We start from the raw sequence: 11,912 nt of genomic DNA, 5'->3' as shown, positions 1-11,912 counted from the left end.
CCCGTCGAGGCCGAGTACGCCCGCACCGGCTACCGGCCACTACGCAGCCCCAGCGACACGGTGTAGGACTGTCCGCGCGGTGGTGAAGCCGGGCGGACGCTGATCTCAGGATGCCGGGGTATTCGCGTGGGGTCGTTCGTCGCGGAATACCGGCACGGCCAGGGCGGCGGCGAGCAGCACTGCTGCTCCGAAGGTGCTCAGGGCCACGGCGAAGCTGGTGGGCAGCAGGAGGGCTTGGAAGGCCAGGCTGCCCAGGCCCATGCCGGTGAACAGGGTGAACACGTTGAGTGCCATGGCCAGCCCGCCGTGGCCGGGCAGGTTGGTGACGATGCCGCCCAGGGGTGGTTGGGTCATGTCGTAGCCCAAAGAGAGGGCCACGATGCTGGCTTGGACCGCCAGCAGCGGCAGGGGGCTGGCCAGCAGCAGCGCGCAGATCCCGCCGAGGGCCACTCCGGCGGGGATGATGCGGGCACGGCCGTAACGATCGGCCAGCCGGCCGATGACCGGGCCGAGTAGTAGGCCGGGGATGCCGTAGCCGAGCAGGGTCAGTCCGATGCCGAACTCGCCCAGGTCGAACCGTTGCTGCAGATACACCCCGAGCCAGGTGTAGATCCCGGAGTGCAGCAGCGCGTTGATGAGCACGTAGGTGTAGGTGCGCCGCCCGCGGGTCTGACGTAGCAGGGCTGCGTAGCCGGCGGCCACGGTGCGCGGCGCCGGCGGGGATGCCGAGCGCGGGGTCGCCGGTAGCACGGCGAGGGTGGCGACCAGCAGCATCAGCCCGGCCGCAGCGGTGGCCAGGAACAGTCCGGACCAGTCGACCAGCGGTTCGCCCAATGCTCCGGCGGTGGCGCCGACGGCGATGCCGCCGGCCATGCCCCCGAACAGCCACCCGAGGGCGTGCCCGCGTCGCTGATACGGAACCAGGTCGCCGACCAGGGCCAGCGCGATCGGCACGACACCGCTGGCGCCGATCGCGGTGGCCAGGCGCATCCCGATGAATGCCCCGGCACTACTGGCCAGCGCGGTCGCGCCGACTAGCACGGTGAACGCGGCCAGCGAGCCGAGAATGACGGGCCGCCGGCCGAGGTGTTCGGAGGCTGGTCCCCACACCAGCACCATCGCCCCGTAGGGAATCAGGTAGGCGGGCACGGCCAAGCCGACGAGGCTGGGGGCGGTGTGAAAGACCTCGGCCAGCCGGGGGATCAGCGGCGCGACCATGAAGATCTGCGCGAAGATCACGAACGCGGCGGCGGTCAGCAGCGCCAGCATGCCCCGTGGGGCGGCGGGCATCCTCGGTTCAGACACGTTTGTTTCCTTGTGCGGCAGTGTCGGGACGCGGCAGGAACGGGCGCGCGGCGTGCTCGAGCGGGCCGCGCGCCCGCCTGGTCTGGCGCCAGGGTTGTGTGGACGGTCAGGCCGCCGTGCGGTTTGCGGGTTGCTGCTCGGTTGTCCCGCGTGCGCGGCCGACGCTGGCGATAGCGTTGATCAGCAGCGAGGGTCGGGTGCCGAAGGAGTTCAGGAAGATCGTGGTTACCGAAGCGCCCATGGCCACCATCGCCCACACCGGGGAGATCAGGCCGGTGCTGGCCAAGGGGATGCCGAGGCCGTTGAACGTGAAGGCCAGGCCCACGTTGGTGCGGGTGCGTCGGTAGGCGCGGTCGCTGATCTCGCGGGCGTCGAGCACGGTGTGCACGTCCTCGCGCAGCAGCACGACGTCGGCGGATTCCACGGCGATGTCGGTCCCGCCACCGGCGGCGAGGCCCACGTCGGCCTGCATCAGCGCCGGGGCGTCGTTGATGCCGTCGCCGACCATGGCCACCCGGGCACCGTTGGCTTGCAGCTCGCGCACGAGCTCGGCCTTGCCGTCCGGGCGGATCCCGGCGTGCACCTGTTGGATACCGAGTGCTTCGGCGACATGGTCGGCGGCGCGTTGGTTGTCGCCGGTGACCAGCACCGGTTCCATGCCCGCCTGGCGCATCGTGGTGACCGCCTCGGTGGCGTCGGGCCGCAGCTCATCGCCCAACGCGATCAGGCCCAGGGCGGTGTTCTCGGTGGCCACGGCGATGACAGTGTGCCCGGAGGCTTCGAATCGGTCGATCCGCGTGGTGAGCTCGGCCAGGTCGATGCCGGCGTCAATGAGCAGTCCCGGCCGTCCAATGAGGACTCGCTGTCCGCCGACGGTGGCGCGCACCCCGGAGCCGGTCATCGAAGCGAACTCGTCTGCGGTCTCCACGGCCAAGCCCTGGTCCTGGGCGGCGGTGACGACGGCACGCGCCAGTGGGTGTTCGGAAGGGTCCTCGGCTGCTGCGGCCAGCGCTAACACGGCGTTCTTCTCGCCGCCGTCGACGGATTCGACGGCTCGGACGGTGGGCCGTCCTTGGGTCAGGGTGCCGGTCTTGTCCAAAACAATGCGGCGGACGAGTCGGAAGGTTTGGAAGGCCTCGCCGGTGCGCATGACGATGCCGGCATCGGCGGCGTGTCCGGTGCCGCGCACGATCGCCAGTGGCGCGGCGATGCCGACCGCGCAGGGATAGCCCATCACCAGCACTCCCAGGGAGGCGAACACCGCCCGGTGCACATCCGGGTCGCCGGTGACCAGCCAACTACCGGCCAACCAGGCGACGAGAGCCAGAGCGGAGATGCTGAGCACCGTGGGGGTGTAGACGCGCAGGACCTTATCGACCAGGTGCAGGATGCCGGGTTTGAGTGCGCGAGAGTCCTCCACATGCCGCACGACCTGGGCCAGAAAGCCTTCCGCGCCGGTGGCGGTGACCTCGATGGTCAGGCTGCCGGTGCCGTTGATCGATCCGCCCACGACGTCCTCGCCGGGACCGCGATCGGCCGGAACTGGCTCGCCGGTGACCAGCGAGACATCCACCGCCGAGGAACCCTCACGCACGCGCCCGTCCAGCGGGATACGCTCGCCGGGGCGCACCCGCACGTGCTGGCCGATGGCGACCTGCTCCACCGGTACCTCGGACTCAGCACCGCCGTCGGCTCTGTCCACGAGCCGGGCAAGGTCGGGCTGTAGGTCCAGCAGTTTCTTGACCGACTGACCCGAGCGGGTCTTGACCAGCAGCGACAGCCACTCCGAGAAGATGTGATACGTGGCCACGATCGCGGCGGCCGCGAAAAACTCCGCGGTCGGGTAGTTCTCCAACAAGCCGGTCAGGCCGATGATGCCGCCAGCGATGCCGCCGAATGCGCCGGCCTCCAGCAGCACGTGCTGGTTGAGGATCCCGCGTCGTGCGGATTGGTAGGCCATGCGCAGGATGTGCGGGGCCACCCCAAAGACCATCGCCCCGGCGAGCACGGCGGCGATCCAGCCATTGACCGGGGGCTCCAGTAGCCCGGCGAAACGCGCGGCCAGCGCGAGCGCACCGGGGGCGGCGACCGCGGCGGCCCATCCCGCCGCTCGGGCCTGCCCGGTCGGGCGCAGGATGGAAAAGACCAACCCGAGTGCAGCCACGAGCAGGGTGGCGCACAGCAGCGTCCACCATCCTTCGGCGATCTGGACCATCGCGGTCAGGCTCAGCCCGATCGCGGTGAACAGCCGTTTGCCCTCGGCCAGCAGGTCGGCCTCTTCGTCCTCGAAGGCCCGCAGCTTGCGGGGGTCGTAGAGCTCGTAGCCGATATCGCGCAGCGTGCCCAGGATCTCCTCGGGCTCGACTACATCCGGGTCGTAGTCGACCAGGGCTTGCTCGTGGGTCAGGCTCACCGACACCGTGCCGACCCCGTCCATGCGGCCCAGGGCCTTTTCGATCGTGCCGGTGCACAGCGAGCAGTGCAGCCCCGCGATCTTGGCCCGGATCCGTTGCTGGCCTTCAGTCGTACTCGGCTCCGAGGCCCACAACTGCGGGCGTTCCTCCACCACGGTGCTCACCGACTCGCCCCCTCGGTGACCTCGAAGCCCGCCGCCTCGATCCGCTCGACCAACACGGCACGATCGGCCAACTCCGGACCGAGGCGCACATGCACGTGGCCGCTGCTGTGATCGGCACTCACCTCCCGCACGCCGTCCACGCGGCCCAGCACCTTGGCGATGCGCTGCTCACATCCCGAGCACGACATGCCCGTGACCTGCAACTGCACCGTGTCCATGATCTCGTACTCCCTTGCGTGACCTGCGGTTGTCGTCGTCAACACGCACGCTAGAACCTTGCCCCAGGGGTAAGGTCAAGGATGACGGTTCGCGGCCACACACAGAGGAGGATCTGATGGGTATGACCGTCGGCGCGACGGCGGCAGCCGCCGGAGTCAGCGCCAAGGCGATACGACTGTGGGAGTCCAAGGGGCTGCTGCCGCCGTCCGAGCGCACCGAGTCCGGCTACCGCGTGTTCACCGAGGACGATCTCGACGTGCTGCGCTTCATCCGCCAGGCCAAAACCCTGGGCCTGACCCTGCCCGAGATCAAAGACATCATCGACCTGCAACGCGACGGTGCCACACCGTGTGGCCGGGTCACAGAACTGCTCGACACCCACATCACCGAGATCGACCGCACCCTGGCCGACCTGCGCGCACTGCGCCGCTCGTTAGCCTCCGCTCGTCGGGCCGCCCGCGAGGGCCAACGCCGCGGCCAGGACGCCGTGGTCTGCCGCATCATCGAAAACCACACCGACCGCGACGACAGCGCGCGCACCGAGGGGTAGGCGGCCACACTCGCCTACCCCTCGGTCCCCGTGGGTTCGGGGCCTCAGACGGTGACCGTGGCCATCGCCCGGCACTGCTCCGCGCACCGGCGACACGCCGCCGCGCACTCACGGCAGTAATCCATGTCGTACTTATCGCACTCAGCCGCGCACGCCTCACACACCTGGGCACACAGCTGGCACAACTGCGCCGCCCAGCGCGAATCACGGGCCAGCAGCGTCACGCAGGCCGCACAGATCGCCGCACAGTCCAGACACAGCCGGGCGCACTCGGCCATATCCGGATTGCCGGCGCAACAGTTGTAGTTGCACGTCTCACACGCCTGCTGGCATTCGGCACACGCATCCAGACACGCCTGGTTGCGCTGCTCCACCATCGTCGTAGCCATCACGTACCTCCCTGATTCGCTCGTTGGTTCGCTCAACCCCGCTACGGGCGCCCCACCGAGGTACCCATCACCCGAGGCTGCGCACCCCGAGGCGTAAGGGGTTGTCCCGGGAGGAAGGTCAAGGCGTCACGTTCATGGCCACCACATCGAGCCACGTGTCACAGACAACGGTGTCGACGAAAGGAACGTTTCTCAACATGATCGACAGCGGGCCAGTTCGCGAGCCTGGACCGTGCTGGAGATGTCGGAAAAACGCGTTGTGAAGCCGGAGTGTCCAACAAGTCGATCACGACCCTTTGTCGTACAGTCGGGCACGTCATCGATCATGAAAGGTGCCCGTCGATGACCGACAAGGCCCCGGCCGAGCTCGCCCTCGACGGCAACCCGCTCGACACCATCGGCGGCGGCGCCCGCATCGGTTACGCCCGCGTGTCCACCGCCGAGCAGAGCCTGCGCCGCCAGGTCGACGCCCTCACCCAGGCAGGATGCATCCGGGTCTTCGAGGAGAAACTGTCCGGCAAAAACGCCGACCGCCCCGAGCTGGCCGCCTGTCTGGACTACCTCCGCGACGGTGACACCCTCGTCGTGCTCGAACTCTCCCGGCTGGGCCGCAGCCTCGCCGACCTACTCTCCCTCGTCAGCGGACTGCGCAAGCGCGGAATCGGGTTCACCTCACTGCACGAGAATCTCGACACCACCACCCCCGGTGGCAGGCTCGTGTTCCACGTCTTCGCCGCGCTGGCCGAATTCATCCGTGAGCTCATCGCCGACGGCACCCGCGAAGGTCTCGCCGCTGCCCGCGCAGGCGGCGTCCGACTCGGCCGACCACCGGCCATGAGCCCCGAACAGGTCCGCCACGCCCGCGCCCTGCTCGCCGAACCCGACACCACCGTGGCCTCCATCGCCCGCCTACTCGGCGTGTCCCGTTCCACGATCTACAAATACGTCCCCGAACTCAGCCCCAACCACTCGGTCGACTCCGGACCTGGTCCGCGATCAGCCCTTACGAGCTAACCGTTGTTTTCTGCGCGCCTGCTACCGGAACGCCTCGAACGATCGACGGCCGGCCTCCGGGGGCTCGACCACCGGTTCCGTGCTCCGCCCCGCCTCGCACCGCCAGGTCCAAACGAGTCCCTGCTCGACTGGATGGACCACTACGTGCGGGGATGATCCGCCCGCCGCGCACCCCGGTGAGTGCACGGCGGGGTGCGCGTCACGTGTTCGGGCGCAGCGTCCAGTTGACGGTCATCTCGCCGGTCGTGGTGCCTTCCTGGTCCCGGATGGTGCAGTGCACCGGGAACTCCGGGCGCTGGCCGGCGTCGAGTTCGGCGAGCACCTCGGCGGCGGACCGCCCGAGAACCGCCTCGGCGGTCAGCGGGCCGCGGGCCAGCTTGCGGAAGTGGATCTCGGCGTTGGCCACCAGCGGGGTCGCCCGGTCCATGGTGTCGCCGAAGCACGCGACGCCCACGGCGCCGGACGCGGTCTCGGCCGCACCGAACATGACCGCGGCGTGCGGACCGCCCACGTGGTTGCGCTGCGATTCGAGGTCCGGCAGGTGGCAGGCGACGCGCTCGGCGGAGACCTCGGTGAATTCGACCCCGGCGGTGGACACCCACGGGACCATCTTGGTCATGGCATCGGCGACCCAGGTGTAATCAGCATCCATGGGCCGCATGTTACTCATGAGTAACTCGATCTCGCGACCCGGTCGCCCTGTACTCCTGAAGCTGTCCTGACGAGATCGGCCTCCCAGTGGCCCGGAACGGCCACCGACTGAGTTCACGCCCGTGACCCACTCAGCGCCCGATGAACTCGGCCTTCCTGCGTTCGATGAAGGACTGCATGCCTTCCTGGAAGTCTGCGGTGTTGAACACTTGCTGCTGTATGCGGGGGATTTCGGCGATGGCGGCTTGTTCGGTGGCGTCGATGAACGTCCGTGCGGCCTCCTTCATCGCGCGGATGCCGATGGGGGCGTTCGTGCAGATCGTGCCCGCGAGTTCGAGCGCGCGATCGATGTGCTGACCGTGGGGCACGACCTCTTGCACGAAGCCGAGTTCACGAGCGCGGTGCGCGTCGAATTCCTCGCACAGCATCAGGTGATACATCGCGTTGCCCCAGCCCGTGCGGGTGAGGTAGCGGAAGTGTGCACCACCGAACGGGGCGATGCCGCGGCGGGATTCGAGCTGCTGGAATCGGGCGGTGTCGGCGGCGACGACGATGTCGGCGGCCAGCATCATTTCGATACCGACGGTATAGGTGATGCCCTGCACGACCGCGATGACGGGTTTGCGGCTGCGGCGTGCGCCGAGGCCGAACGGGTCGACCATGTCGTCGCGCTGGGGCCGGGCGGTCGCCTCCGGGCCGAAGAACTTCGCCATGTCCAGTCCGGCTGTGGTGTGCTCACCGGCGGAGCAGAACACCGCGACCCACAGCTCGTCGTCGTCGTCGAAAGCGGTCAGGTGTGCGCTGAGCTGCTCGACCATCTCGGGGGTGTAGGCGTTCTTCTTCGCCTCGTTTTCGACGGTAATGACGGCGATCCGCCCCTCCGTCCGCATCGTTACGGTGCCGGTCTGGCCCTCAGTGCTCATTGCTGCTCCTCGCGCTTGGTCAAGGGGATGTGTCCAGCTGCTCCGTGGCAGGTCCTATGCCGCAGAACGGCTGTCTCAGGCAATTTCCCCGGCGGTAATCGACTCGCCGAGACTGTGGACCTGGCTCAGGTGGGCTGTGGCGAATCCGTCCGCCTCTCTGATGCGCCGTGGGCTTGCTGAGTCCTCTGCGGCGCCCAGCGCGGCGACGAGCATTCGGGCATGCATCCAGCCTCCGGCGAGCAGGCCCCATTGCTGCAGATACGAAACACCGCCTGCGAAGGCGTCCCGGGGCGAGTCGGCACGGGCGAGAATCGTTCGCGTGCTGTGGCGGACGGCCTCGACTGCAGCGGCTAGTCGATCGGCGAGGCGGTGGGCGACAGGATGTTCGGCCGCACGGGCGGTGGCCACCGATGCCTCGATCAGTGCCAGTGCGGTCTCCGCGGTGGCACCGTTGTCGCGAAGCAGTTTGCGGCCGAGCAGGTCGTTGGCCTGGATGGCGGTGGTGCCCTCGTAGATGGGCAGGATGCGGGCGTCGCGGTAGTACTGGGCGGCGCCGGTTTCTTCGATGAAGCCCATTCCCCCGTGCACCTGCACGGCGTCGGAGGTGATCTGCACGCATGCTTCGCTGGCCCAGCCCTTGATGATGGGCACGAAGAATTCCACCAGGTCGGCGTCGTGGGCCTCGGCGTGGCCGGTGTTTGCGCGGTCGATCCAGGCGCTGACCTGTGTCGACAAGCCGCGCATGGCCGAGATGGCACTGCTCATCGACAGCAGCAGACGGCGCACGTCGGGGTGCTCGGCGATGGGCGTTCCCGCGGGCCGTCCGGTCACGCGGCCTTGAACCCGCTCGGCGGCGTAGGCGTGCGCTTGTTGGTACGCCCGGTCGGCGAGCCCGATCCCTTGCACGGCGATGCCGAGTCGGGCTTGGTTCATCATGACGAACATCGCGGCCAGGCCCTGGTTCTGCTGGCCGACGAGGAACCCGGTGGCATTCTCGTAGTCGAGGACGCAGGTCGGGCTGGCATGGATGCCCAGCTTGTGCTCCAACGAGACGGTCTGCACCCTGTTGCGCTCGCCGGGCCGACCGTCGGGATCGGGCAGGTATTTCGGCACGAGGAACAACGACAACCCACCCAGCCCCGTCGGTGCGTCCGGGGTGCGTGCCAGGACCAGATGGACGATGTTCTCGGCGAGATCGTGATCGCCCCAGGTGATGAAGATCTTCTGCCCGGTGATCGACCACGCGCCGTCGTCGAGCGCCTGAGCGGAGGTGCGGATCGCGGCCAGGTCGGTGCCGGCTTGGGGCTCGGTGAGGTTCATGGTGCCGGTCCAGCGTCCCGACACCAGGGGCGGCACATAGGTCTGCCGGAGTTCGTCGCGGGCATGGGCGTGGCAGGCGGCGATCGCACCCTGCGAGAGACCGGGGCACAGGGAGAAGGCCGTGTTGGCGGCGCTCCAGAATTCTCCCGCCGCGTTGGCCACGATCCGCGGCATACCGCCCCCACCGATCGAGGCGGGCACTCCCAGGCTCGTCCAGCCGCCCTCGGCAAAGGTCTTGTAGGCCTCCGTGAAACCGGGAGGAGTCGTGACCCCGTCGTTCTCAAGCTTACTGCCGACCCTGTCGCCAGGGGCGTTCAGCGGCGCGAGCAGGTCGGCGGCGAGTGTGCCGGCGTGGCCGAGCACGTCGGTGACGTCGTCCAGGGTGACCTCGTCGTCGGTGGTCGCCTTCAGGATTCCTGCACCGTCGATCACATAGCGAAGCAGGAAATCGTAGTCCGATGCTGGTGCGCGATACATGCCCTCCACCCCTTCAGACCCGGACACCGAGGGTCGTACTCAGACCCCCGTCGAGCGTGATGACTTCACCGGTCATGAACGTGGTAGCCCGCGAACTGAGGTAGATGGCGGCGCCGGCGATGTCGGCGGGGCGGCCGATGCGGCGCACCGGACTGGCCGCCCGTAGCTGTTCGCCGTTGGTTTCCAAGGGCCTTTCCGTCATTTTCGACGGGAACGGCCCCGGCGCGATCGCATTGACGAGGATCGACGGTGCCAGATCGGCGGCCAGGTGCCGGGTGAGATGGTGCAAGCCCGCCTTGGCTGCCGAGTACGAGTAGTTGCCGAATCCCGGCACGCTCAGGCCGTCGATCGACCCGATGTTGATCACCCGCGCGGGGGCCTCGTCGGAGGCGGCCTTGTCCAGCAGTGGACGTGCCAGCCGGGTCAGGGTGAACGGCGCTTTGAGGTTGGTCGCCAGCACCTTGTCCCATGCGGAGTCGGGGAACTCGTCGAAGGACGCGCCCCACGTCGTTCCGGCATTGTTCACCAGCACATCCAGCGTGGACTCGTGCTGCGCGATCGTGTCCACCAAGGTTCGGCACTGGTCCTCGGTGCTGACGTCACAGGGGATCCCGTGCACCTCGCCGTGCTCGGACAGAGCGGACTCGGCGTCTCGGCACGCGTCCTCCTTGCGCGAGGAGATATACACGCGGGCACCGGCGCGCAGATATCCTTCGGCGATCATGTACCCTACCCCGCGGGTACCACCGGTGACCAGGACCGTCTTTCCCTCGACGGAAAACAGGTCAGACGTCATCGTTCGTTGCTCCTACTTCGTTGCAGTTCGAGCAGAAGGCGGTTGGGCGCACAGCATTGGTATCGCTGCGACCCGATTCCGCCGGGCGGGTGTCAGCGGCCCGCGAAGACGACCTCGTGGTGGTTGGCCATGAACTGCCGCACCCCTTGGGTCAGCAGCAGGTTGACCGCGTGCTGCATATCGCGGGTGTCGAACAGCGGTGTGGCGACATCGAGCAGGTAGGAGTCGGTCTCACGAGCCCCGTGAGCCAGGGTGTGCTGCACCAATTGCTTGGTCACCGCGTGAGCCGCCGTCGGTCCTCCGGCCAGTTTCTGCGCCCAGGTCAGCGCCGCGTCCCGCAGCTCGTCGGCGGGAACCACGCGATTGACAATGTTCCACCGCTCAAAGGTGGCCGCGTCGTGGAAACCGGCGTCGAAAACGATCTCTTTGGCGCGTGCTGGGCCGCATCGCTGCGCCAGCCGGTCGACGCCACCGAGGAAGGTCGTGGCACCGATCTTGGCTTCGGTCTGCGAGAACTGGGTTCCCTCCGCGGCCACGATCAGATCGCACGCCAGCGCCAATTCCAACCCCGCGGCCAGGCACTGCCCGTGCACCGCCGCGATCACCGGGAACGGCGCGTCCTCCAGCGCCGCGATCGGCTCGAACGCCTCGGCGAAGAGCGCACGAGCCTCCGCGCCCGATCGATCCTGGAACATCGACACGTCGGCACCACCGGAGAACAGCGGACCGTGGGCCTGTACCACCATCGCCCGCACCCCCTCGTCGACGGCCTTGCGCACCGACCCGAGCAACCCATCACCCAACTCGGCCGTATAGGTATTGGCCGGCGGATTGGCCAGCGTGACGACCGCGACGTCGTCGATCCTCTCGAAGGTGACCTCGCTCATGACGCTCCCATCTGGAAGCCGCTTCGCTCCCACGCCCGGTTACCGACGAGTACTAGACTAAAGCGTCTAGACTGGATCGTCAAGAGATATGCTGGGCCCGGTGACGATGTCAAAGACAGGACGATCCGGATGACCACGACGCGAACCGAGAAGACGTCACACAAGGAACAGCTGCTGCGCCAGGGCATGAAGTTGATCTATGCCAACGGGTTCCACGGCATGACCGTGGACGCGCTGCTGGCTGCCTCAGGTGTGCCGAAAGGGTCCTTCTACCACCACTTCGGCTCCAAGGAAGCCTTCGCCCAAGCCGTGCTGGGCCGCTACATGCAGTTCCAGATCGACCTGCTCGACCGCTGGATCGCACAGGAAGAACTGAGTACCGCAGACAGGATCACCGGCTACTTCCACGACATGGCCCAGGCTTTCGTCGGTTCGGACTACCAGCGCGCCTGCCTCGCAGGAAAGCTCTCCACCGAGGTCGCTGCAACGTCCGAACTGTTCCGCGATCAGCTCGACCATGACTTGCGCCAGTGGAAGAACCGACTGGTCAACCTGCTCGAACACGGCCGACAGCGCGGCGATGTCCGCACTGACCGCGACCCCGGCGACCTCGCCGACGGCCTCCTCGCGCTCATCCAGGGAGCCTTCGTGATCGCGCTGTCCACCCGCGACGAGCGTTCACTCAAGGCCGTCATGGACACCATCCACGAGAGCATCGCACCGCGATAGCACCTCGGTCGGCGAAATGATGTCTCGCAACTGATCTTGTGGTCGGTGTGGTGCGGGGTGGGTGTCAGCTGTGG

At 67.8% G+C, this 11,912-nt stretch carries 12 protein-coding genes; 3 read left to right on the top strand and 9 right to left on the bottom strand.

The genetic code is table 11. From position 1 onward, the window contains the following. Positions 1-105: 105 nt before the first annotated feature. The 3 genes from IQ251_RS17980 to IQ251_RS17970 form a co-directional block, all read right to left on the bottom strand. Entirely contained in the window at positions 106-1,305 is a 1,200-nt protein-coding gene (locus IQ251_RS17980) for an MFS transporter (protein WP_207630406.1), read from the bottom strand. A 106-nt stretch (positions 1,306-1,411) separates the two neighbouring features. After that, positions 1,412-3,883: a heavy metal translocating P-type ATPase gene (locus tag IQ251_RS17975; RefSeq protein ID WP_165631539.1), complete on the bottom strand. Its 2,472-nt coding sequence runs from the start codon at positions 3,881-3,883 to the stop codon at positions 1,412-1,414. Further along, positions 3,880-4,101 (bottom strand): heavy-metal-associated domain-containing protein, encoded by a 222-nt coding sequence (locus IQ251_RS17970; RefSeq protein ID WP_154075308.1) that lies wholly within the window; start codon positions 4,099-4,101, stop codon positions 3,880-3,882. Before IQ251_RS17970 ends, IQ251_RS17975 begins: the two co-directional genes overlap by 4 nt. 116 nt (positions 4,102-4,217) lie before the next feature. On the opposite strand from IQ251_RS17970, the gene IQ251_RS17965 reads away from it, so the two are divergent. Further along, complete coding sequence (locus IQ251_RS17965) at positions 4,218-4,652, top strand: MerR family transcriptional regulator (RefSeq protein WP_075850089.1); 435 nt, start codon at positions 4,218-4,220, stop codon at positions 4,650-4,652. Between the two features lie 44 nt (positions 4,653-4,696). On the opposite strand, the gene IQ251_RS17960 is transcribed toward IQ251_RS17965, so the two are convergent. Then, a complete protein-coding gene (locus tag IQ251_RS17960) occupies positions 4,697-5,041 on the bottom strand; it encodes a four-helix bundle copper-binding protein (RefSeq protein WP_139320808.1) in 345 nt (114 codons plus the stop codon). Between the two features lie 342 nt (positions 5,042-5,383). Between IQ251_RS17960 and IQ251_RS17955 the strand changes: the two genes are divergently transcribed. Continuing rightward, entirely contained in the window at positions 5,384-6,055 is a 672-nt protein-coding gene (locus tag IQ251_RS17955) for a recombinase family protein (RefSeq protein WP_083666647.1), read from the top strand. A 199-nt stretch (positions 6,056-6,254) separates the two neighbouring features. Here IQ251_RS17955 and IQ251_RS17950 read toward each other — a convergent pair whose 3' ends face one another. The 5 genes from IQ251_RS17950 to IQ251_RS17930 form a co-directional block, all read right to left on the bottom strand. Beyond that, entirely contained in the window at positions 6,255-6,707 is a 453-nt protein-coding gene (locus IQ251_RS17950; RefSeq protein ID WP_193929893.1) for a DUF4442 domain-containing protein, read from the bottom strand. Between the two features lie 130 nt (positions 6,708-6,837). Continuing rightward, positions 6,838-7,629, bottom strand: coding sequence for a crotonase/enoyl-CoA hydratase family protein (locus IQ251_RS17945; protein ID WP_193929891.1), 792 nt, complete (start codon positions 7,627-7,629; stop codon positions 6,838-6,840). A gap of 75 nt (positions 7,630-7,704) precedes the next feature. Next, on the bottom strand, positions 7,705-9,426 hold the full coding sequence (locus IQ251_RS17940) for an acyl-CoA dehydrogenase family protein (RefSeq protein WP_193929889.1): 1,722 nt from the start codon (positions 9,424-9,426) through the stop codon (positions 7,705-7,707). A gap of 13 nt (positions 9,427-9,439) precedes the next feature. Then, positions 9,440-10,222: an SDR family oxidoreductase gene (locus IQ251_RS17935; RefSeq protein WP_193929887.1), complete on the bottom strand. Its 783-nt coding sequence runs from the start codon at positions 10,220-10,222 to the stop codon at positions 9,440-9,442. Between the two features lie 92 nt (positions 10,223-10,314). Next, positions 10,315-11,109 (bottom strand): enoyl-CoA hydratase/isomerase family protein, encoded by a 795-nt coding sequence (locus tag IQ251_RS17930; RefSeq protein ID WP_193929885.1) that lies wholly within the window; start codon positions 11,107-11,109, stop codon positions 10,315-10,317. A gap of 129 nt (positions 11,110-11,238) precedes the next feature. On the opposite strand from IQ251_RS17930, the gene IQ251_RS17925 reads away from it, so the two are divergent. Then, positions 11,239-11,838 carry a TetR/AcrR family transcriptional regulator gene (locus IQ251_RS17925; RefSeq protein ID WP_228047442.1) on the top strand — a complete coding sequence of 200 codons (600 nt, stop codon included), beginning with the start codon at positions 11,239-11,241 and terminating at the stop codon, positions 11,836-11,838. Positions 11,839-11,912: the final 74 nt, after the last annotated feature.

The sequence above is a fragment of the Saccharopolyspora montiporae genome (genome assembly GCF_015209505.1).
Taxonomy (GTDB): domain Bacteria; phylum Actinomycetota; class Actinomycetes; order Mycobacteriales; family Pseudonocardiaceae; genus Saccharopolyspora; species Saccharopolyspora montiporae.
The sequence above is the reverse complement of the archived record's forward strand: the minus strand, read 5'-3'. Positions and strand labels throughout refer to the sequence as shown.

Excerpts from the sequence above, each read along its gene's own strand:
- IQ251_RS17970 (WP_154075308.1), bottom strand. The coding sequence starts at position 4,101 with ATGGACACGGTGCAGTTGCAGGTCACGGGCATGTCGTGCTCGGGATGT.
- IQ251_RS17965 (WP_075850089.1), top strand. The coding sequence starts at position 4,218 with ATGGGTATGACCGTCGGCGCGACGGCGGCAGCCGCCGGAGTCAGCGCC.
- IQ251_RS17960 (WP_139320808.1), bottom strand. The coding sequence starts at position 5,041 with ATGGCTACGACGATGGTGGAGCAGCGCAACCAGGCGTGTCTGGATGCG.
- IQ251_RS17955 (WP_083666647.1), top strand. The coding sequence starts at position 5,384 with ATGACCGACAAGGCCCCGGCCGAGCTCGCCCTCGACGGCAACCCGCTC.
- IQ251_RS17950 (WP_193929893.1), bottom strand. The coding sequence starts at position 6,707 with ATGGATGCTGATTACACCTGGGTCGCCGATGCCATGACCAAGATGGTC.
- IQ251_RS17945 (WP_193929891.1), bottom strand. The coding sequence starts at position 7,629 with ATGAGCACTGAGGGCCAGACCGGCACCGTAACGATGCGGACGGAGGGG.
- IQ251_RS17940 (WP_193929889.1), bottom strand. The coding sequence starts at position 9,426 with ATGTATCGCGCACCAGCATCGGACTACGATTTCCTGCTTCGCTATGTG.
- IQ251_RS17935 (WP_193929887.1), bottom strand. The coding sequence starts at position 10,222 with ATGACGTCTGACCTGTTTTCCGTCGAGGGAAAGACGGTCCTGGTCACC.
- IQ251_RS17930 (WP_193929885.1), bottom strand. The coding sequence starts at position 11,109 with ATGAGCGAGGTCACCTTCGAGAGGATCGACGACGTCGCGGTCGTCACG.
- IQ251_RS17925 (WP_228047442.1), top strand. The coding sequence starts at position 11,239 with ATGACCACGACGCGAACCGAGAAGACGTCACACAAGGAACAGCTGCTG.